Annotated in this window: 17 protein-coding genes and 1 tRNA gene; 4 read left to right on the top strand and 14 right to left on the bottom strand. The window is 38.1% G+C overall.

Annotated features, from left to right (window positions below; genetic code table 11):
- Positions 1–2 precede the first annotated feature (2 nt).
- Positions 3–194, bottom strand: coding sequence for a hypothetical protein (locus AC3B5B_RS06625; protein WP_489757775.1), 192 nt, complete (start codon positions 192–194; stop codon positions 3–5).
- 46 nt (positions 195–240) lie between these two features.
- Between AC3B5B_RS06625 and AC3B5B_RS06620 the strand changes: the two genes are divergently transcribed.
- Together AC3B5B_RS06620 and AC3B5B_RS06615 are read left to right on the top strand one after the other, a co-directional pair.
- Complete coding sequence (locus AC3B5B_RS06620) at positions 241–999, top strand: sensor histidine kinase (protein ID WP_489769683.1); 759 nt, start codon at positions 241–243, stop codon at positions 997–999.
- Entirely contained in the window at positions 977–1,603 is a 627-nt protein-coding gene (locus tag AC3B5B_RS06615) for a response regulator (protein ID WP_489769682.1), read from the top strand. Before AC3B5B_RS06620 ends, AC3B5B_RS06615 begins: the two co-directional genes overlap by 23 nt.
- 58 nt (positions 1,604–1,661) lie before the next feature.
- Here AC3B5B_RS06615 and AC3B5B_RS06610 read toward each other — a convergent pair whose 3' ends face one another.
- From AC3B5B_RS06610 to AC3B5B_RS06600, 3 genes are read right to left on the bottom strand one after another with little or no spacing between them, the layout of a single operon-like run.
- Positions 1,662–2,660 carry a serine hydrolase domain-containing protein gene (locus AC3B5B_RS06610; RefSeq protein ID WP_489769681.1) on the bottom strand — a complete coding sequence of 333 codons (999 nt, stop codon included), beginning with the start codon at positions 2,658–2,660 and terminating at the stop codon, positions 1,662–1,664.
- Entirely contained in the window at positions 2,660–4,501 is a 1,842-nt protein-coding gene (locus AC3B5B_RS06605) for an ABC transporter ATP-binding protein (protein ID WP_489757771.1), read from the bottom strand. The genes AC3B5B_RS06610 and AC3B5B_RS06605 overlap by 1 nt, the downstream gene beginning before the upstream one ends.
- Positions 4,494–6,224 (bottom strand): ABC transporter ATP-binding protein, encoded by a 1,731-nt coding sequence (locus AC3B5B_RS06600; RefSeq protein ID WP_489757770.1) that lies wholly within the window; start codon positions 6,222–6,224, stop codon positions 4,494–4,496. The genes AC3B5B_RS06605 and AC3B5B_RS06600 overlap by 8 nt, the downstream gene beginning before the upstream one ends.
- Before the next feature lie 39 nt (positions 6,225–6,263).
- Here AC3B5B_RS06600 and AC3B5B_RS06595 point away from each other — a divergent pair, with 39 nt between their 5' ends.
- A complete protein-coding gene (locus AC3B5B_RS06595; RefSeq protein WP_489757769.1) occupies positions 6,264–6,914 on the top strand; it encodes a CPBP family intramembrane glutamic endopeptidase in 651 nt (216 codons plus the stop codon).
- A 51-nt stretch (positions 6,915–6,965) separates the two neighbouring features.
- Positions 6,966–7,037 (top strand) — tRNA-Glu (locus AC3B5B_RS06590).
- A 73-nt stretch (positions 7,038–7,110) separates the two neighbouring features.
- On the opposite strand, the gene AC3B5B_RS06585 is transcribed toward AC3B5B_RS06590, so the two are convergent.
- From AC3B5B_RS06585 to murC, 10 genes are all read right to left on the bottom strand, one after another.
- Positions 7,111–8,076 (bottom strand): alpha/beta hydrolase, encoded by a 966-nt coding sequence (locus tag AC3B5B_RS06585; protein ID WP_489769680.1) that lies wholly within the window; start codon positions 8,074–8,076, stop codon positions 7,111–7,113.
- Positions 8,077–8,399: 323 nt separating this feature from the next.
- On the bottom strand, positions 8,400–11,984 hold the full coding sequence (locus tag AC3B5B_RS06580; protein WP_489769679.1) for a BspA family leucine-rich repeat surface protein: 3,585 nt from the start codon (positions 11,982–11,984) through the stop codon (positions 8,400–8,402).
- Between the two features lie 552 nt (positions 11,985–12,536).
- Positions 12,537–14,483, bottom strand: coding sequence for a threonine--tRNA ligase (gene thrS, locus AC3B5B_RS06575; RefSeq protein ID WP_489757766.1), 1,947 nt, complete (start codon positions 14,481–14,483; stop codon positions 12,537–12,539).
- 263 nt (positions 14,484–14,746) lie between these two features.
- On the bottom strand, positions 14,747–15,658 hold the full coding sequence (dnaI, locus tag AC3B5B_RS06570) for a primosomal protein DnaI (RefSeq protein ID WP_489769678.1): 912 nt from the start codon (positions 15,656–15,658) through the stop codon (positions 14,747–14,749).
- A gap of 9 nt (positions 15,659–15,667) precedes the next feature.
- On the bottom strand, positions 15,668–16,963 hold the full coding sequence (locus AC3B5B_RS06565; RefSeq protein ID WP_489757764.1) for a DnaD domain protein: 1,296 nt from the start codon (positions 16,961–16,963) through the stop codon (positions 15,668–15,670).
- Positions 16,944–17,447 carry a transcriptional regulator NrdR gene (gene nrdR / locus AC3B5B_RS06560; RefSeq protein WP_489757763.1) on the bottom strand — a complete coding sequence of 168 codons (504 nt, stop codon included), beginning with the start codon at positions 17,445–17,447 and terminating at the stop codon, positions 16,944–16,946. The genes AC3B5B_RS06565 and nrdR overlap by 20 nt, the downstream gene beginning before the upstream one ends.
- Before the next feature lie 3 nt (positions 17,448–17,450).
- Positions 17,451–18,074 carry a dephospho-CoA kinase gene (gene coaE / locus AC3B5B_RS06555; RefSeq protein ID WP_489769677.1) on the bottom strand — a complete coding sequence of 208 codons (624 nt, stop codon included), beginning with the start codon at positions 18,072–18,074 and terminating at the stop codon, positions 17,451–17,453.
- Complete coding sequence (mutM, locus tag AC3B5B_RS06550) at positions 18,047–18,874, bottom strand: DNA-formamidopyrimidine glycosylase (protein ID WP_489769676.1); 828 nt, start codon at positions 18,872–18,874, stop codon at positions 18,047–18,049. The genes coaE and mutM overlap by 28 nt, the downstream gene beginning before the upstream one ends.
- 4 nt (positions 18,875–18,878) lie before the next feature.
- Positions 18,879–21,539, bottom strand: coding sequence for a DNA polymerase I (gene polA, locus AC3B5B_RS06545; protein ID WP_489769675.1), 2,661 nt, complete (start codon positions 21,537–21,539; stop codon positions 18,879–18,881).
- A 184-nt stretch (positions 21,540–21,723) separates the two neighbouring features.
- A complete protein-coding gene (gene murC / locus AC3B5B_RS06540; RefSeq protein WP_489757759.1) occupies positions 21,724–23,043 on the bottom strand; it encodes a UDP-N-acetylmuramate--L-alanine ligase in 1,320 nt (439 codons plus the stop codon).

Here is a 23,043-nt window from a genome sequence, read left to right as displayed (position 1 = left end):
ATTTACCCTCTAACCAGTATCTTATGTTTAGGTAGCTTATTATTACCAGTTTCCTTTAATCCCGGCTGGATTCCACTAATCACAACTAGTTGTTTAAGCATCTGGCAACCAAATTTTTGCTTTTTTCTGCCAATGGTTTGTTTATTCACTCTACAATGGACTAAATTTCCCTGGAAATATTGTTTATTAATCATTAGTATTCCTCTTATCTGGCATTTTAACTGGACCAGTAGTTTGCTTTTGGGATTAATTTTCATAACGTTCATCTTGAATTATTGCAATCAGTTGATTCGACAACTTTATCAAGCCAATTTAAAGTTACAAGATGATAGTTTTGAACAACAAAAAAGATTGAAGCAACAAAATGTTGCTTTAAAAAGTGCTAATCAAACACAATTACAATTACAAATTGCCAATGAACGTAACAAAATTGCCCGTGACATTCACGATAACGTCGGTCACTTATTATCTAGCAGTCTCTTGCAAGTAGCCGCGTTACAAACGATCAATCAAAATGAACAATTAAAACCATTACTCATTAATTTAGAACAAACCATGAACCAAGCGTTAGATAGTATTCGTTTAAACGTTCACCAATTACAGCATAAATCCTTATCATTCTCACAAGAATTCGAACTTTTATGTAATAATTTTCAGTTTTGCTCACTAAAGTGCCACGGACAAATTTTTGTTCTTAATTCCCGGCAACAAACCAATGTTATCTTGGTTATTAAAGAAGCTTTAACTAATATTATGAAACACTCTCATGCAACTTTAGTTCAATTTAATTTTCAAGAATTACCGGCTTTTAATCGTTTACAAATCATTAATAATGGTGCGCCCACCAACTATCAGCCAGGAATGGGATTAATGGACATGACGCAACGTGCTCAAGAATTAAATGGACAAATTCACTTTCACACCAAAGCAGACCAATTTTTCGTAACTTTAATTATTCCTAAAGGAGGACTAACTAATGCTCAAGGTAATCGTAATTGATGACGATCATTTGGTTACACAAGCTCTAACCACTATTATTGAAGCTGATTCACAGTTAACAGTTAGTGCTTGTGGCTATAATTCACAAGCCGCTATACATCTATACGAACAAATTCAACCTGATGTCTTATTGTTAGATATTCGCCTACCAGATCAGTTAGGCTTAAAAGCGGCACAAACTATCTTACAAAAGTATCCACGAGCAAAAATTTTATTGCTGACAACTTTTAGTGATAATGAATATATTAGTCAAGCACTGGCCATTGGTGTTAAAGGTTATTTAATCAAACAAAAGTTCACAAGTATCGTGCCCGCTATTCACGCCGTTGCCAATAATCAATACATTTATGGCGATGAAATTGTTTCTAAAATCCAACATCAATGGCCCAACATTCCGTCTAAATTAAATGCTACCCATGAGTCTTTGACTCAACGGCAACAAGAAATCCTCCAATTAGTGGCCACTGGACAAAACAACAAGGAAATTGCTCAAACTTTGTTTTTAAGTGAGGGCACGATTCGCAATCAAATCAGTCAATTATTAACCAAACTTCAGTTGCGCGATCGCACTCAATTAGCTATTTATTACTATCAAAACTACTAAAAAAGACAGTTTAGATGGGATTCTAACTTGATCCTCAATAAACTGTCTTTATTTTTCATTATTGTAAAAATAAATTCACAATTGCGTCTCTTTGACTTAAGAAAAGTTGATTGTTATTAAACGGGTGTACCCGATTACTCAACACAATTAACGCTCGCTGACGGAAGCGATCAATCAACCAAAAGTTCCCTGTATAGCCGGTATGATACAACACCCATTGTTGTTGCGCATTTTTGCGGAGATCCCAACCAAATGAACGTCCTAAATGATGCTGGGTAAAATCTTGAAATAAACCGGTCACCATATCCTGTTGAATTGGCGGTTGAGAAATTGATAATTGTCCCAGCATAAATTGCGTAAATCGGATTAAATCCGTCATAGAAGCAAATAAACCGGCCGAAGCACAATGCTGACCTAATTGATAAGCCTTAGGATCATGAACTTCTCCCTGTAACCAATGACCAGCCCGTTGATTAGTTACGACGCATTTTGCTGCCTCCGGATGAAACGTTGCTGTCGTTAACCCTAAGGGTTGTAAAACTTCTTGTTCAATGAACGTTTGTACTGGTTGTTGATAAATTTGTTCAATGATTAAGCCTGCTAAAATTGGCCTCGTATCGGTATACCGCACTACTTGCTCAAACTCAGTTGTGATCGGTAATTCTTGTAGGGCAACTAACAATTGCGATGCCGATAATTGATCACGATTAGGAATGTAACCCCGAATGCCAGAAGTGTGCGTCATTAGATGCGTCAAAGTCACACGTTGATCAGTAAATAATGGCAAATAAGTCGCTACTTTACTATCCCAGGATAATATTCCCTGTTCAATCAACTTTAGTAAAACAGTCGTCGTACCTAAAACTTTGGTTAACGAAGCTAAGTCATATAAACTGTTTTGGTGCAGTTGCGTAACTTGCGGCTGCCAAGCATTACACCCCCAACAATTTTGATAGCAATTGTCCGGTGTAATCAAAGCACAACTGACTCCAGGAACTACTTGCTCTACCACTAGTTGGTGAATTTTAGCCAGTAGATAATCTGTCCTTACTGCCATTAAAGCGCCACACTACCACTAAACTGAGAATTATATAAATCAGCATAGAAGCCGTTTTGGGCTAATAACTCGTCATGCGTGCCTGTTTCAATAATTGATCCTTGATTCATGACAATAATCTGGTCAGCATCTTGAATGGTTGATAAACGGTGCGCCACCACAAAGCTCGTCCGGCCTTTTAATAAACGCTCCATAGCATGTTGAATATGAATCTCAGTGCGCGTATCAACCGAGGAAGTCGCCTCATCTAAGATTAAAATTTCCGGATCTGCTACAAAGGCGCGCGCAATGGTTAACAACTGGCGTTGTCCTTGAGAGATATTAGAAGCTTCTTCATTTAAAATTGTGTCATAGCCTTGTGGTAATTGTTGCACAAATTCATCGACGTGCGCCGCTTTAGCAGCCGCCATAATTTCTTCTTGAGTTGCATCTTCACGGCCATATTTTAAATTGTCGTAAATACTGCCGGTAAATAACCATGTATCTTGCAGCACCATCGCAAAGTGACTCCGCAAATCTTCACGCTTTAAGTTACGCGTATCCTGACCAGCTAGTTTAATCGAACCACCACTAATATCATAAAAGCGTTCCAACAAGTTAATAATCGTTGTTTTACCGGCGCCAGTTGGTCCCACAATTGCCACCATTTCACCCGGTTTAACTTGTAGCGAATAGTCTTTTAAAAGCAGTGGTTGTCCCTGATAGCCGAATTGCACATGATCCAATTCAATCAAATTAGCAGTTTCTTCGTCAGCAATATCGACATGTGTATGTGGCATTTCCGGCTCATCCATGATAGCGAAAATCCGCTCTGCTGAAGCAACTGTTGCTTGAATCGTATTGGATAAATTAGCTAATTGATTAATCGGTTGTGAAAACTGTTGCGTATATTGCAAGAAAGCTTGAATATCACCAATTGGCAAACGGCCATGAGCTACTTGAATGCCTCCGTAGATAGCGACGCCCACATAACCTAAATTGTTCACAAAAGTCATTAACGGCATCATTAACCCGGACCAGAGTTGTGCTTTCCAAGCAGAATGGTATAAGCGATTATTCTCTTCTTCAAATTCTGCTAAAGCTTCTGGTTCATGATTAAAGGCTTTAACTACTAAATGCGCACCATAATTTTCTTCAATTTGATTATTCAACAATCCCAAAGAAGCTTGTTGAGCAGAAAAAGCTTTTTGCGATTTGGGCGCAATCAAGCCAATCACAATGATACTAACCGGAACGGTGATTAAGGCAATTAAAGTCAATTTCCAACTAATCGAGAACATCATCCATAATGTTCCGACCAAAGTGACAATGCTGGTAACTAATTGCGTAATACTTTGTTGTAACGTACTAGCAATATTATCCATATCATTAATCGCCCGCGACATAATATCGCCATTATCATGGGTATCATAATAATTAATCGGCAAAAACTTCATTTTTAATTTTAAATCCCGCCGCAATTTGTAAACCGTTTGCTGGGAAGCACGCGTCATCAAAATTTGTTGTAAGAAATTAAAAACGGCCGAACCCAAATACATTAAAGCAACAATTGCTAAAATTTGTTCAATTTTGCCAAAATTAACTGGGAATTGCGTAATATTAAAACCCGCCTTTTGTTTGGCTAAACCGGTCATGACACCCTTAAAGATTTCCGTTGTCGCTTCACCTAAAATCTTCGGTGTTTTAATTTGAAAAATCGTGGCTGTGACAGCCAAAATTAGTACCAAAATAATTGAGAACCAAAAATCGGATAAATACCGGCATAAACGCCAAGTGGTCTTCCAAAAGTTTTGGGGTTTACGTTGACCAAAATTTCGACGATCAGAATGATTTTTAGGCATTCATTGTATCTCCTTTCAATTGAGATTTAATAATTTCTTGATAAGTTGTATTAGATTGTTTCAACTCTTGATGTGTTCCTAAACCAACCATCTGACCTTGATCTAAGACAACAATAACATCGGAATCAGAAATTGTTGAAATTCGTTGGCCGACAATGACGACGACTTTATCTTGCATCGCTGGATCAGTTTTTAAGGCTTTTCTTAATTGGGAATCAGTTTTAAAATCCAACGCGGAAAAAGAGTCGTCAAAAATATAAATATCAGCTGGCTTCACTAAAGCGCGCGCAATCGCCAAGCGTTGTTTTTGACCACCAGAGAAATTATCACCATTTTGTTCCACCAAGGTATCTAAGCCCTTTTCAGCGGCAATAAAATCATCGGCCTGCGCAATTTTGAGTGCATGCCACAACTCGGCATCGGTTGCCTGTTGGTTACCATACTGTAGGTTTTGGCGTAACGTACCCTTAAATAAAATTGATTTTTGTGGTACCAAAGAAATAGCATGCCGCAAATCTTGTTGCTTAACTTGCCGGACATCATGACCATCAACCAAAACTTGTCCGGTCTGCGGATCATATAACCGACATAACAGGTTGATTAAGGTTGTCTTGCCAGAACCAGTTCCCCCAATAATTCCGACAGTTTGCCCGGCTTGCGCCTGAAAATCAATCTTTTGCAAGGCCGGTTGCTGCGCATTTTGATAGCTAAAAGTAACCTGTTGCATCGCTACCGCTGCACTAGCTTGTTGCAATTCTTGTGGTTGTTTTGGATCCACGATCTGGTTTTGTAATTGTAAAACTTCGTTAATCCGCACCCCGGAAGCTTGAGCTCTGGGCACGACCACAAAAATCATGGATAACATCATAACGCTCATTAAGATTTGTGAAGCATACGTCATAAAGGCTAACAAATTACCAATGGGCATCACTTGCATGGAAATATACTTCGCACCTAGCCATGTAATAGCAATATTAGTAGCACTCATGATTAAAGTCGTTAGTGGATACATCACGGCTACAATGGAAAAGACTTTTTGGGCATTGTGCGTATAATCTTGATTGGCGGCCGCAAACCGCTTTTGCTCCCAGTCGTCCTGGCGAAAAGCTCGAATCACGCGCACGCCAGTTAAACCTTCACGAAAAACTAAGTTCAACCGATCAGTCTTTTCCTGCATTTTACGAAACAAGGGATCCGCAAAATATAAAATCACGCCGACTACCACGATAAGAATTGGTAAGACAATAATGAAAATCTTAGTCAGCTGCTGATCTTTTTGATAAGCCATAAAACTAGCGCCTAACATCATAATTGGTGCCATAATCATCATTCGTAACATCATCATTGTGACATTTTGCATTTGCACCACATCATTGGTCGTTCTGGTAATCAATGAAGAAGTTCCCACTTGATCAAATTCATCATTCGACAAATACAAAACTTTACGATAAATGTCACTCCGTAAATTTTTCCCTAACTTTTGTGACGCTTGTGAAGCTAAAGAAACATTGACCGTTGCGGCAATAATAACCAGTAACGACACTCCGATCATTTTGATTCCCGCCATTATGATATAATGAGTATCACCTTTAGTGATCCCATTATTAACAATATCTGAAGTAATATTAGGCAAATACAAATTGCCCATTACTTGTAAAACCATAAAGAGAATTGCCCCTAATACACTCCATAGAGGAATTCGATTTTTCATAATTCGAAACATGCGCTTTAATCCACTCCCTTAATTAGAAAGGTTAATTTTATGAAACTTAAGCATCAAAATAACCACTATCTTACCACAATTTTTTTAATTATAGGACTATGTTTTTTTTATTTATTACAACAATTACCTTTAATTATTTTGCAACTAACTGCTAAAGAACACCTAGCTCCTTTCCAAATTACGTTAAGCTTTGGTCTTAGTATTTTAATAGTCATCACAATTATGTGGTGGGGACTGCAACACAGCCAAACTTTCCCTACACACAAGCTATCTAAGCCCACTTATACATTGATTGGTATTGCGTTTATCTTAGTAATCGTTATCAATTTAGTATTGCTACCATTGATGAAAACGACTGACAATACCAACGTGAATAGTTTACTCCACTTAGCCCAAGCATCTCCAGTTTTATTTGTGATCTATGCCATTTTCATTGCCCCAATTACTGAAGAGATTCTTTTTCGCGGCCTAATCATTAACTGGTTTTTTGCTGATCACTTATATCTCGGAGCTTTTATCAGCGCCGTTTTATTCGGATTAGTCCATCTCTCGAAAGACCCTATCTATTTTTTATCTAAATTCCTCATCGGTTTGTTACTCGGATTACTCTATGTGCGTACCCAAAATATTAAAAGTGATATTTGCTTACATCTATTAAACAATCTTGCAGCTATCCTGATGGCTTTGTAAAACAATGCTTGACGAACAATCGATTTTTCAGTATGATAGTTATTGTTTGATTGCCCGTTGGTCAAATGGTTAAGACGCCACCCTCTCAAGGTGGAGTTACGGGTCCGATTCCCGTACGGGTGATATTATGATTGATTAGTTTATGTATGAGCTCCCCGATATGGGAGCTTTTTTTGTATTAAAAAATCAATACTAGCTAAGCTTTTTGATTGTCAGCTAACATTTGTTCAAAAGCACTCAACTTGGGTAACGGTAACGCAAAACGTTTTTGTAACCAAGTAGCACACAAATCAAACCACAGAGCAACATCGTTTACAATTTGACTTTGCGAAGCAGCAGTCGCCTGCGTGGCCAAGCTCAAACCGTGCGCACCATGTTCAAACAAATGTAACTCAAACGGAATATTCTGTTCTTTTAAGGCTGTTGCAAATTTCAACGAATGTAATGATGAAACCAATGGATCATCCGCAGTCGCCCAAATAAAAGTAGCAGGCGTATTTTGGTCAACTTGTAAAACCGGGCTAGTTTGTTGTAATTGGTCTAATGAAGGTTCTTCTTGACCTAATAGAGCGACCATCGACGCCTTCATAAACTGCTGATCCATTCCTTGCATAACTTCTTTAATTTGTTGATTCAACATAACATAATCTGTTAAAGCATAACCTAAAATGCAAGCCGCTGGTTGTAATAAATTCTTATCGGCTCCAAAATGCTTGGTAAACCAAGCACGATGCCAATTGGTTGCGTATAAAGCGGCATTATGTCCACCAGCGGAAAAGCCACAAACGGCCACTTTTTGTGGATCCACGTGCCATTTTTCTGCGTTTTTCTTGACCAAAACCATCGCCTGGCCTAATTCTAATAACTGTTGTGGAAATAATCGCTCTTTTTTCGGTGGTAAATCAACTAAATCCGGTAAATCTGCGGAACCATCATTATAAGTACTATATCGTAAAACAAAGGCGTGATAACCTAATGCATTAAATTTTAAAGCAATGGGTTCTGCCTCGCGATCTGAACAATTAAAATAGCCACCACCCGGACAAATAATAATGGCAGGCCGATTACCACCATTAATAGTTTCGCTTGAATCATCTAGTAAATACGTTGTCAACGTCACTGCTGGATTATCAGCTTTTAACGAAAAAGTCTGAATCTTCATTCAAACAACCTCCAATGATCTTCTTAATACTGAAATTAAAACTCTTATCTCTAGGATTAAACCTTGTATCATTGAGTAATCAATACAAAGTTGTCCCTGTCATTTATAATAAGCGCTATCATTTTAATAATCTAGCCAGAAATAATAGTTAAATACTGTTCATATATTAGAAGTAAAAAACTAACTAGGTAAATTTCCAACCTAGTTAGTTCAAAATTAATTATCAACACTACTTTGAACCTTTTATTTACATAGAATAATTAGGTCTTATTTCAACACATTCAGGTTGAAAACAATTGCGCTCACAAGACTAACATCTTGTTTTATTGTAGTGAATTGACTAACGCCCATTTTGCTGTAGCATGATAATCTGCTTTATAGACTGGAACTTGTAATTGCCGTAAATCAAGCTTGGGGCCAGCAATCTGGTGATGACTAGTATCCCACCAACCTGTTGAAATATCGGTAACTGCCTTACCAGAACCATCAACAAGCGTATGATGCTTGTTATACTGATCAATTAGCGCCGGCGTTTGCGAAATAACAGTTGGCGTACTACTATCAGCAGGTAAATATTGGAAAATGTCTGTTAATGGCGTTGTCGTTTGATCACTAGTGAAATCTGCAATCGCTAAACTGAGTTGCCAACTCGGTGCTCCCGTGGTGTCCGTTACTTTTAATGCTGTTCGTGTGGCATCATATGGTAAATCGTACGCTTGCTTAGCCGTTTGTACAATCTTGGTGCCAAAGTCTAGCGTATCTGGCACGCTCAAGCTCATCGTTCCCGAATTATATTTCAAATCCAGTTGATAAGGTGTTAATGGTAACAAGGGATCTGTAGTAATAGCTGGGAAAACTTGTGGTATTTCTAAAGCGTTAGTTAAGGTATAACGATAATGCTTTGTCTTAATCGCAGTTGGAAAATTAGCTTGATCTGTCGGATCTATCGGCTTGCCAACCACACCGACAACCGTCTTAGCAGGCTTGGTTCCATTTTCATCGGTATTAAAAATTGGTTGGTTCGTATTATTATCCAAATAATTAAGCTGAACAATACTATTCTCTGCTACATTAACTGTAGCTGCTGTTGAAGCCTGCGGATTTTCACTAGTAAACTGGCCCCCACTATCAACTGCATAGATCTTAATTTGATGACCGCCAGCCTTGGGAGTGGCTAAAGTCTTTAAATCAGTCTGATCAATAATATTTGCTGTCCAAGATTGCGCCAATGACGGATCTTGAATAGTCAAAGGTGTGGGCTGTAATTTTTGATAGCTTTCAATCTCAGCTAAAGTTGGCGTCGTATCTACCGGATCAATGGCATAATAAAACTGTACTCGAGAACTATCGTTATCAATCACGCTTCCGCTTAGTTGTATAGCGGGCAAACTCTTATCTTGATAATCATGGCAATATTCTAGGTCCATATTTGTAGTGCCCAATGTCCCAAACCTTACTTGCGGTGTTTGATTCTTTAACTGATGCTGCCAGACTAAAGTTTGCGTAGGATTTCCCTTACTGGCGTCCGAATCTTGATCTTGACTCGGACGATTAGCATTACGTAAAAAATCATCATCCAATGAATCTCGGGTCGGATAAATGGTCCCCGTTGGGTGATGGTCCGTTCCTGCACCCACGGCTTGCCAAGCGCCGGTCTTTTGCCCAGCCTGACCTAAAACTTTATATTGATAAGCGCCATCTTGAAAAGTCAAACCTAATTGTGGCATGTCTACATAATCATTATACCAATCGTACTTACTACTAGAGCTATAATGATAGGCATTAGGAAAGAGCACCTTAGAACTTACTTTAATTTTCCACAAATTATGATCACCTTGCGTAAAATATAAAATAGATTCTTTGTACTGAACTTTAGTGGTATCGAATTTACTTAAATCTAAACTCGTTAAATTGCTACAACCAGAGAACATACTTTCCATATCAACAACCTTACTGGTGTTAAAGTTGCTGACGTCTAAATGGGTCAAACTGCTACAGTTATAGAACATATAAAACATTCTAATAACTTGACTGGTGTCAAAACTACTTAAATCTAAACTTGGTAAGCTTCTACAATTATAGAACATATCAGACATATCAGTAACTTGACTAGTGTCAAAACTACTTAAATCTAAATTGGTTAAATTTTCACATGCATAAAAAATGTGAGACATATCAGTGACTTTTCTGGTGTCAAAATTACTTAAATCTAAACTTGGTAAACTGCTACAGCCACTAAACATAGAAGATATATCCTTAACATTGCTAGTATCAAATTTACTTACGTCTAAACTTGGTAAACTGCTACAGCCACTAAACATAGAAGATATATCCTTAACATTGCTAGTATCAAATTTACTTACGTCTAAACTTGATAAACTGCTACAGCCATAAAACATAGAAGACATATCAGTAACATTGCTAGTATCAAAATCACTCACATCTAAACTTGGTAAACTGCTACAGCCATAAAACATATAAGACATGGACGTAACATTACTTGTTTCAAAATCACTCACATCCAAACTTGGTAAACTGCTACATCCATAAAACATAGAAGGCATGGATGTAACATTACTTGTTTCAAAACCGCTGACATCTAACCTTAATAAACTGCTACAACCGTAAAACATGAAAGACATAACAGTTACGTTACTGGTATTAAACCATTTCTTATTCCATGTAATAGATTGCAAATCAGAACAATCTTTAAACCAACTTTTCATACTAATCACGTTCTCTGTTCGCCATGTAGTCAGATTTAAATTGATCAACTTGGAACAACCTAAAAACAAACTCGAACCATCGAGGTCACTATTGGTGATTACAGGTTGACTACTGCTAAATGTTCCAAATTTGCCACCGACATTTAATTTCGTCAATTGTTGGCATTCGTCAAACATTGCTGCCAAATTATAGACCTGACTGGTATCCCAATTACTCAAATCTAGTTTTTGAAATTCCGAATTTCTAAACATATAACTCATATCAGTAACTTTACTTGTATCAAATCCTTTTAAATCAGCAGCACTAATTTGCGAATAACCAAACATGTTTGACATTGTAGTAACATTAGAAGTATCCAAAGATCTCAGATCCAATGTTCCAGTACACGTAACGCTATTAAACATATAATCCATACTAGTGACGTTAGAAGTGTCAATATTTTGAAAATTAAAATCAGTCAAATCATCTCCAATAAACATGCCAGAAGTATTTTTTAATTGACTGGTCTTCCAGCCACTTAAATTAACATTTAATATATTGCCCGTAGCCACATAATCGAACATATAACTCATATCAGTAACGTGACTGACATCAAAGTTACTCAAGTCTAGTTCACTAAGCTTGGAGCACCTATAAAACATACTGGCCATATTAGTAACCTGACTCGTATCCAACTTGTCTAAGCCATCAATTTCAGTACAATATATTAAATTAGCAAAAACATAGGCACAGTTAGTTGGGAGTTGAACTCCTGGTTGCAGAACTACTTTTTTGATATTACTGTTATGCTCCAACCAACTTTCACCTTCGTAAGTAAAATTAGTATTAACATCTCTATAATAACCGTAAGTATCTAACGTACCCGCGCCCACCGTTAGTGTACCATCAACATCAAGGTTCCACGGACAAGTACCTGCTACTCCACTGACCGGCGCTGTTAAAGCTGTAAAGTTACTAATTGCTGGCTTAGTTTTTAAGAGATCGCGACTTTGCCTAGCACTGCTCGACGTTAGTGAACTGAAGTTCTGTGGACTGGTCAAGAGATCATTAGCTGTATGTATTGTTTGACTAAAGTCAGTGTGTGGCTTCAAAGTCTTAGCTTGCAAATTGGAACTTTGAAGCAATAAAAATCCAAATAATAAGACAAATAAGGTCACGATTTTAGAATATTTATTATTCATCGAAAAGTCCTCCGTTTTAATCATCTGTAATTTAACCAAGCACTCATTTGCTAATTAAAAATTACTCATTGACCTCACACAAGCATATTAAGTCCTAACTTTGTAATCTCTTCTTCAATTTCTTTTTTTGACTTTATATTAGTTAAAGATTAACTATTGATACGTTTTTAAAGTTATTATAATACACCAATTGACTAATGATTAGATTAATTCTATCTAGTCAAATTCCACGTTCAAATAAATTAAAAATATTTTTTCTTTACTAATCTAAGTCTTTGATTAAGATCAACAATTATTGTATTATGATAATTTTGTACAAGTTAATTCTGCTTTGTTACTTAAACTTTTTGGCACACAAAAAGAGACTGGGGCAACAAGATTAATGCTCCTACGTTTTCTAAAACGCTGCGAACATTAATTATTGCGTTCCAAAAGTCAACAGTTTGTGCTCAACTGCTAAACCTTTTGGCCCAGTCTCAATCTTTATGATAAAAGTAATGGATTTGTGCCTAAATCTTTAGTCTGAGGCAAAATAAATCTTTTACCAGATTATTATTCATTACCTGTCCGTGAATAGTTCTTAACATCAGCAATCACGCTATCCACAAACATATTAATATCTTCTTCAACGCTGTCTTGCTCACCGTACTTCCGCACAGAAACTTTGGCATTCTGGACTTCTTGATCACCAACAACCACCGTATAAGGAACCTTTTGCGTTTGCGCTTCACGAATCTTGTAATTCATCTTTTCGTTACGGGCATCAACATTAACTCGCAAACCTTGTTGGCGCATCTTCGTCTGTAAGTCTTTGGCATAATCTAAATGATATTTATTATTAACAGGGATAATTTCAACTTGAATTGGTGACAACCAAGTTGGAAAGGCGCCTTTATACATTTCAATCAGATAAGCAATGAAACGTTCCATGGTAGAAATCACGCCCCGGTGAATCATCACTGGTCGGTGTTCTTGACCATCTTCACCTACATAACTCAAATTGAATTTTTCAGGTTGCATAAAGTCTAATTGAATCGTCGAGAGGGTTTCTTCATTACCCAAAGCCGTCTTAGTTTGCACATCTAACTTTGGACCATAAAAGGCTGCTTCACCTTCAGCTTCATAATAATCCAAGCCCAAATCATCCATGGCTGCTTTAAGCATGCCTTGCGAACGATCCCACATTTCATCATCATCAAAATATTTTTCCGTATTGGCCGGATCACGATAACTCAAACGGAAAGTATAATTTTCAATGTTGAAATCTTGATAAACATCCATCATTAATTGCAAAACTTTTTTAAATTCATCTTGAATTTGATCTAAAGCAACAAAGGTATGACCATCATTCAAGGTCATTTCCCGCACCCGTTGTAAACCAGATAAAGCACCTGATTTTTCATAACGGTGCATCATGCCTAATTCAGCAATCCGAATCGGCAATTCCCGATACGAACGGATATGATGCTTATAAATTTGAATATGTGAAGGGCAGTTCATTGGCCGCAATTCCAACATTTCGCCATCGCCCATATCCATTGGTGGGAACATGTCTTCGCGATAATGATCCCAGTGACCAGAAGTCTTATACGTATCTAAATTCATTAACACAGGCGTATAAACATGTTCATAACCCGCAGCAATTTCTTTATCAATGATATAACGTTCAATGGTCCGCCGAATGGTCGCACCTTTTGGCATCCAATAAGCTAAGCCGGCACCAACCTTAGGATCAACGAAGAATAAATCTAAATCGCGACCAATCGTCCGGTGATCACGTTCTTTAATTTCGGCCCGCCGTTTTAAATCAGCTTGCAAATCTTCATCATTTAAGAACGCTGTACCGTAAATTCGTTGCAACATCGGATTACTGGATTTCCCTTGCCAATAAGCTCCGGCAACGGATAATAATTGATAATGTTTTAAATCACTCGCTTTCGGGAAAAGTGCGGTCTCACCAAAGCTCACAAAGTCGCCCATTTTAAAGACGGGAATCTGCACACTATCAATGGATTTTAAAATCTCTGTTTGGTAAGGATCAGCTTGGAATTGCTCCACCAAAGCACTCTTATCCATTAATTGGCGTTCAATTGGTTGATTAGCTTTAATGAAATGTGCCATCTGTTCCTGTAAAGCACTCAATTCATCAGCACTGACTTGACTGCCGGCTTTATCAGTATCCACAAAAAAGCCGTCATCATTCACTGCTTGTTCACCTAAATGTAAATCCGGATACTTTTGCTTGAGCGCTGCTTCTAACAAGAAGATGGCGGTATTGCGCGCCACTTCAGCAGCTGCTGCATCTTTATTGGTCACAATTTCAATCTTAGCAGATTGTGTAATTGGACGTTTAATATCCACTAAAGTACCGTTAATTTTGGCCGCTACGGCTTGCTTTTTCAAACTGTTACTAATAGAACCAGCAACCTCTAATGGTGTGATTGCTTGTTCAAAATCACGTTTTGAGCCATCAGGAAATTCTAAAGAAATTTGGGACATTTTTATCCTCCTACAAATAAAAAAGTCCCTTAGACAAATTGTCTAAGGGACGTCATTGACGCGGTTCCACCCACATTAAAGTAACCAAACTTTATCTCACAGTCTTTAATGCGACCAACCACGTACTTATTAACATCAATGTAATGGTTCAGCTTTTAATGAGTTGCTTTCAGTCTCTGGCTAACTCTCCCTGCAGTCCAAGCTTTATGACTATGTCCATATTAAACCACGCGCTTTTCAATTTTGCAAGTTACAATCCATAATTATTTCTGAAAGCGCCGGTTGGGTCCTGATAAAACCACCTCTCGTGCTAAAAAGCGAATGCGCTCCATAATCCGTGCTGCTTTCACCGGTTCTTGATCACCACGTTGGTTGACTGCCAAGTGCTTTTGTAAATCATTCATGGCAAAATTAGAGGAGAAAAAGGTCGGTAATTTCTCTTGCATCCGGTATTGTAAGATGACTCCTAAAACTTCATCTCGCACCCACGAACTCAATGAGTCAGCGCCAATATCATCCAACATCAAAATCGGTACCGCTTTGATTTCGTCAATCCGCGTTAAGACAGAATTATCAGAAATGGCATTCTTCATTTGCACCGCGAAAGTTGGAAAATGCATTAATAAAACTGCCACCTGTTGATTAACCAACTCTTTGGCAATCGCTCCCAATAAATAAGTTTTACCAACACCAAAATCTCCTGATAAATACAAGCCTGGTGTAAATTCATTTTTGGAATAATTCAAGACAAACTTCAAAGCAGCCATCAACGCCGTTTGCCGCCCACTAGCGCCCGTGCCAAAGTCAGTTAAATCCGCTTGCCGGATATCACTTGCCATATCAATGGTCATAAAGTTTCGTTCAAAGCGTTGCTGCTTTTTTTGTGCTACCAATTGCGCATCAGGAGCATAGGTAACTTGAATCATTTGATTCTTAAAAATCAGCCGCGGCTGATAACCCGCAGCAAATTCTTGCATATGGCTTTTAGCTTGCACAAATTCATAAATAGCATCCAAGCCTTTTTGTAAAATTGGCTGGGTGATTTGGTCTTTGTGTGCCGTTAAAAAGTGTTGCACATCCTCATCGCTTAACGCTTTTCTTAATAAATCTTGATAATGATTTTGCCATTGGTGGCCTTTAATGATTTTGGCTAATGATTGCGATAACTTTTCCATTATCTAACCTCACTCAGAATGATCTTGTAACTGTCGCAATTGCCGTTGCATCTGCGCTAATTGTTCGGAATTAACCTGTTGACTTGGGGTTTTGGACCAATCAGTTCCGGACTCTTTTTTATTTGTAGTTGAACGTTTTTTCTTGGTTTGCTTTTGCGGAAAGTCCTGTAAATATTTAATGGCCTGCGGTGCGGTCTTAATTCCGTGCTGCACCCAATCATTAGCAATTTTTTCCACAAAACCTTGCGTTAAAGTGGGCGAATTATCCAAAACATAGTTTACCAAAATGTTCACTACTTCCGCTGGTAAAACCATGCGTGCCTGTAACTTCCGCAAAATACTAGTTTCAGAACTACCCACAAAACCATTTTTTTGGTGCTTTTTATTAGCTAAAAACTCTGCCGGCGCTTGGTTCTGCGCGGCCTTGATTAATTTTTTTTGACTAGTGGATAAATTAGTCACCGGTGGCCTTTTAGCTGCGCTAGGCAAAGCTGCAGTCTTCAAGTTCACCCGTTGTTCATATTGCTTTTGGATCAAGGACTTTAAACGGCGCAAATCAATTTGATCAGTTTGCACGTTTAGCGTTTGCCCAATTGCCTGCGCTAATTCAACTTCGGATAAGCCATAGAAAGTATGCAAATTAAATAACTCTGACTGATTTTGATCAATTTGCTGGGGCGCAACGTGGTATGAACGCACAGTAATCTTTAAGAAATCCCAATCAAAAGTCGCTAATTCCGTCGGTCGATAATTGGGCTGATTAACAGTAGAAAGTTGAGCATCAGACTCAACTTTGGCATCTACTACTTTGTGAGACAGGTGAAATACTTCCAAAAAACTTTTCGTAATTTCTTTGGCTTGGTCTAAATTGCGGAGTTGAGGATGATACTTTTTAAATAATTGTTGAAAATCGGGTTGACCAATTTTTTCTTGTAAATAAGTGGTTAAAATACTATCTTGAAAAAAATTAGCTCCTGCTAGTGGCCTCTGCAATTGGTAGATTAAATAATCACCCCAACTATCTTTACTTTGAAAAGTCTGCAGTAAAGCGACGGCTTCTAATTTAATCCGCGCTTGATAAAAATGCTGGCTATCAAGATCCAATAAATTTAAAAGTTGAGAATGAGCTTTGCGCTGGGAAACTAAGGGGACTTGATGCTGCCACAATAACTGATACAAGCTCAAAGCATCACTCCCAATAATGGGTTGATATAAGTCAATTAAAACCTGATAATCCAATTGTGTGAGCGTACTACTACCAATTACCCAATAGCCCCACAGTGGATCAATCATCGCTTGCGTCATCGTCAGTTGTCTCGCTTTCTGCCTGGTTTTTTTGAGCTAACATCATTTCTTGTACTTCCTGCATCAGACCGTTAATATCCTTAAACTGACGATAAACGCTGGCAAAGCGGATATAAGCAATATCATCGACACCGGCTAATTCTTGCATCACAAATTCACCAATTTGGCGCGAATTGATTTCACTTTCACCCGTTGCTTGGATCTTAGCTTCGACTTTACTAACTAATTGATTCATCGCCTCTAAAGTCACTGGTCTTTTTTCAGCGGCACGCACAATGCCCCGTAAAATTTTTTCACGACTAAATTCTTCACGATTACCATTCTTTTTGATGACCAAAACGGGAGTATGCTCAATCCGCTCAAAAGTTGTAAACCGATATCCACAATTTTCACATTCACGGCGCCGACGAATCACCCGGCCTTCGTCACTCGGGCGACTATCAATAACCCGAGAAGAATTTTTTTGACACTGAGGACAAATCATAATTTACTCCTTAATTACTTGTTGTAAAAACTGGTCAACTTGTTGCTGTAAGTGCTGCCAATCACCAGTATTATCAAGAACAAAATCGGCTAATTGACATTTTTGTTGAAGTGGTAATTGGCTTTTTATTCTACTACATGCTTGTTGAACTGTTAAATGATTTCTTTCTTGTAAACGTTGTAATTGAACTTGCTGGGTTACATAAACCACTAAAACTTGATCCACAATTTGCTCATAATGCTGTTCGAATAAAAGTGGAATTTCAAAAAAAACAGTTTGTGAAGTTGCTTGTGCTTGTTGAATTTGTCGCACCAATTCTTGACGAATTGCTGGTTGCACAATTTGATTTAAACAATCCAATTGTTTCGCATCGGCAAAGACGATTTGCCCCAAAGCAGAGCGATTCAACTGCCCATCGGCAGTTAAAACCTGAGTTCCAAACTGTTGGATCACTTTTTTAAAAGCTGGCGTTTTGGTATCCAAGATTTGGTGAGCAATGTGGTCAGCATCAATTACTAAAAAGCCCGCTTGATTAAGTAATTGACGGACACTTGTTTTACCGCTTGCGATACCGCCGGTAATTCCAATCGCACGCCCCATTAGTTCAACCGTTGACAATGCGGGCAATAATGTGTCCCTCGGCCCGCCACGCGAATTTTTTCAATTACCGTGCCACAACGTTGGCAGGGTTGGCCTTCTTGATCATAGACTTTTAATTGTAATTGAAATTGGCCCTTTTGACCGGTGGCATCAACATAACTGCGAATCGTGGTTCCGCCAGCGGCAATGGCGGTTTTTATTTCATCCGCAATGGCCGGATATAATGCCTGTAATTGTTCGTCAGTTAATTGATTGGCTGGTTGCTCAGGATGAATTTTAGCCATCCATAAAACTTCATCGACATAAATATTACCTAAGCCTGAAACTACTTGCTGATCCAGTAACACAGCTTTAATATTTTTCTTTTTACGCTGTAAACCGCTAACCAATGAATCATAGGTATACTGCGGCGTTAAGGGTTCCGGACCTAGTTTAGCAATTCCTTTAGTGGTTAACTCATCAGTCCGGGGCACAACTTCCATGCGCCCAAATTTGCGAACATCACGATAACCTAAATACTGGCCATTGGCTAGTTCAAAAATAATATGCACATGCTTATCAAAATCACTTTTTTGATCCCGAACTTGATATTTACCTTCCATTCGTAAATGACTAATCATTGTCAAATCATTATCAAAATGAAATAGTAAATACTTAGCACGGCGCCCCACATCGGTAATCGTCGCACCAATCAAATCTTTCTTAAATTCTGGTAAGGGATTGACGATAATCTTCGGATACAGCACCTCAATATTAACAATCTTTTGTCCTTTAACTAATTGATTTAAGCCTCGACGGACTGTTTCTACTTCTGGTAATTCTGGCATTATTTTATCCTTTCGCGTCAAACCATGTTTGACCAGCTGCTGATTCTACTTTCAAAGGTACATCCAACTTCACAGCGGTATCCATCACGTGTGGCACCAATTCTTGCAAAATGGGAATTTCCGTACTAGGAGCTTCAAAAATCAATTCATCATGCACTTGTAGTAACATTCGTGCCTGTAAATGTTGTTGTTGCAACTGCCGTTGCATATTAATCATGGCAATCTTAATAATATCAGCAGCGCTACCTTGAATCGGGGTATTCATGGCTGTCCGTTCCGCAAAAGATCGTAAGTGAAAATTCTTTGCATGAATATCTGGCAGATAGCGCCGGCGGTGCATAATTGTTTCGACATAACCATCTTCGCGGGCTTTTTGCACCATTTGATCCATGTATTGTTTCACTTTGGGATACTGTTCAAAATAGGCTTGAATAAATTCCGCCGCTTCACGGCGGGAAATGCCAATATTTTTGGCTAAGCCATAATCACTAATCCCGTAAACAATCCCAAAATTAGTTGCTTTGGCCTTCCGGCGCATATTCGCAGTCACATCATCAATACTATCCAAATTAAAAATTTTCATGGCCGTGTGCGCATGAATGTCATAATCAGCTTGAAAGGCTTGTTGCATATGCTCATCACCTGATAAATGAGCCAAAACCCGTAATTCAATTTGGGAATAGTCGCTGGAAAATAATTGCCAAGATGACTCTTTGGGTACAAATGCTTTACGAATAGCACGTCCTTCATCACGCGCAGGAATATTTTGTAAATTGGGATCAATTGACGAAAGCCGTCCCGTTTGCGTCAGTGTTTGTAAATAGCGAGTATGAACTCGGCCATCAGGGGCAATCGCACTTAATAAACCAAGCACATACGTTGATTGAATTTTGGCGACCTGGCGATATTCCAAAATATCCGCAATAATTGGTGCTTGATCTTTTAATTTTTCCAAAACATCTACAGAAGTGGAATAGCCCGTTTTAGTCTTTTTGATGGGCTTTAAGCCCATCTCTTCAAATAAAATTTTGCTTAATTGTTGCGAAGAATTAATGTTAAATTTTTGACCAGCTTTATCATAAATAGCTGCTTCTAAATTTGTTAACCGCTCATCTAATTGCACTTTCATCTGCTGTAAGGTGGTCGCGTCAACTTTAATTCCCGCAATTTCCATCTTCCCTAGCACTCGGGCTAGAGGTAATTCGATTTCATCAAACAATTGGTCTTGATCATGCTGTTGTAATTGCTGCGGCAATTGTGTTTGGAGATAATTCAAAGCCGCTACTTTATTGGCTAAATGATCGCATAATTTCTTAGCTTCTGGAACAGCGCGCTTGGCACCTTTGCCGTATACCTCAACATCGGGTAATAAATCATTATAACCATAAGATTGGGCAATTTCACCTAAATCATTAGCGTTGTCATTCACATCAATCAAATAAGACGCTAGTAACCCATCAAAACTAACACCAGCCAACTGAACTTGATAACGATTTAATGCTACTAAGTCTCTTTTATAATCAAAAACATATTTTTCCTGTTGCGGATCTTGGAGCCAGTCTTTCAATAGAGAATTTTGTAAAACTGTTATTTGATCAGTTACTAAAATTGTATCTTGATTGCCCAATGCAATGCCGATGACTGGTGCTTCATGATAATTATCATCTAACATTTCAATAATAATGCTAGCTGGTTGGTGATCCTGCATAAAACTAGCTAATGTTGCAGACGTCAATTCTTGATAAGCAGCTTGTTTTTTAGCTTCTTGGGCAATGGGATTTAGTGGAACATCCATTTTGTTCAAAAATGATTGAAAATTCAATTTACGATAAAATTCAATTAACATTTCCGTTTGATCACCGTCATAACTTAATTGATCAACAGAGATCGTCACTGGTGCTTGACAATCAATCGTTGCTAACTTTTTAGATAAAAAGGCCATTTCACGATCTTCTTGTAAATGTTCCTTGAGCTTACTGGTCTTCATAGTATCTAAGTTAGCGTATAAGTTTTCCATCGAACCATATTGCTTTAATAATTTCAGTCCAGTTTTTTCACCAACTTTATTAACCCCAGGATAATGGTCTGAAGTATCGCCCATCAAACCTTTTAAATCAATTAATTGTGTAGGAGTAATTCCTAATTTTTCTTGAAAATGCTCAGGTGTATAAAATTCTAAATCAGAAACACCCTTAATAGTTACCGCAACTGTAATTTGCTCCGTCACTAGTTGTGTCAAATCATGATCGCCGGTCACGACTAGCACCTCATAGCCCAAAGCTTGCGCTTGTTTGGCCACAGTACCAATAATATCATCAGCTTCATAATTAGCTAACTCATAAGTTTTAATGCCCCGGGCCACTAACAACTGCTTAATAAAAGGCAATTGTTCGCGAAACTCCGGTGGCGTACTGGGACGATTTCCCTTATATTCCGAATACATTTTGGTGCGAAAAGTCGTTTTTCCTGCATCAAACGCAACCAACATTTCATCCGGCTGACTTTTAGTAAGAATCAAATCTAACATATTATTAAACGCGTAAATGGCATTAGTATGCAATCCATCTGGTGTGACAAATTTATCTAGGACATTATGCATCGCAAAAAAAGCTCGAAAAGCAATGCTATTACCGTCTACTAAAACTAATTTTGTTGGTTTCATCATCGTACCTCATCTTCTAATACTTTAATTTTAACAAACTATTCGTTAAATAGATTTGAAAATACAAAAGAACTTGAAGATTTCTTTTTCAAAATAATAAAAAAAGATTGAAGCGAAAGCTAATCAACAGTTTTAATCCATTAACTTGAACTGTCTCAATGCTCGTTTCAATCTTCATTTTCAAATTTTAGCGTTGCGCTAATTGTTGCTCATAACTAACTTCATACTTTTGAATGTCACCTGCACCCATAAAGATGACCACAGCATCATGGTAGTCTAATAAAGGTTGCATCTGATCTTGGGTAATTACTTGCCCACCATGCTGTAATTGTGCTCCTAAATCTGCACTAGAAATTTGGCCTTGATTTTCCCGAATCGAACCAAAAATTTCCGTTAAAAAGACTTGATCTGCTAAATCCAAACTTTGCACAAATCCAGGTAATAATGCCAGCAAGCGACTATAGGTATGTGGTTGAAATACAACCAAAATTTGTTTATCTGGATACTGCTGGCGCGCTGCATCAATCGTGGCTTTGATTTCGGAAGGGTGATGAGCATAATCATCAATTACCACCATATCTGCCACTTTCTTTTCACTATAGCGCCGCTTGACACCGTGAAAACTTTGTAACTCTCGTTGAATCTCTGCCGGCGCAATCTTTTCTAAATAGCTGACACCAATTACCGCCAACGCATTTAAAATATTATGTTGACCAAATAATGGAATTTGAAATTGCCCCAAATTTTGCCCATGATACAGCACTTCAAAGCTGGAACCATGCGTCGTTTTTTGGATCTTAATTGCCTGAAAATCATCGCGATCATTCAAACCATAATAAAATAACTGTGTACCTTTAGGTGCTTGAATTTTCTGTAATAAAGGATCGTCACCCCAAGCAAAAATCGCCTTTTTGACTTGATTGGCTTCTTGTTGAAATGCTGAAAAGACATCATCAATGTCGGCAAAATAATCTGGGTGATCAAAATCAATATTCGTCATAATCAAATAATCCGGTGCATAATCCAAAAAGTGGCGCCGATATTCGTCAGCTTCAAAGACGAAAAATTGGCTTTGCCGGTCACCTTTCCCCGTACCATCACCAATTAAATAACTAGTAGGAGCTATTCCTTGTAAAACATGAGCTAATAGGCCCGTTGTACTAGTTTTACCATGAGCACCAGCTACCCCAATCGACGTATATTCATTCACCAACTTGCCCACCATTTGTGGATAAGTAAAGATTGGTAAATCTAATTTTTGGGCTTGCGCGACTTCCGGATTGTCATCACCAAAGGCATTTCCTAAAATAATCGTCAAACCGGGATGAATATTAGTTGCTGCAAAATCGGTAATCTGAATGCCCGCTTGTTGCAAACCAGTTTGCGTAAAAGTTTGTTTACTAATATCAGAACCTTCAACTTCATATCCTAAATCATGCAAGATTAACGCCAAGGCACTCATACCGGTTCCTTTAATACCGATAAAATGATAAATTGGTTGTTCCAT

Source organism: Bombilactobacillus sp. ESL1187, assembly GCF_058107155.1.
The sequence above is the reverse complement of the archived record's forward strand: the minus strand, read 5'-3'. Positions and strand labels throughout refer to the sequence as shown.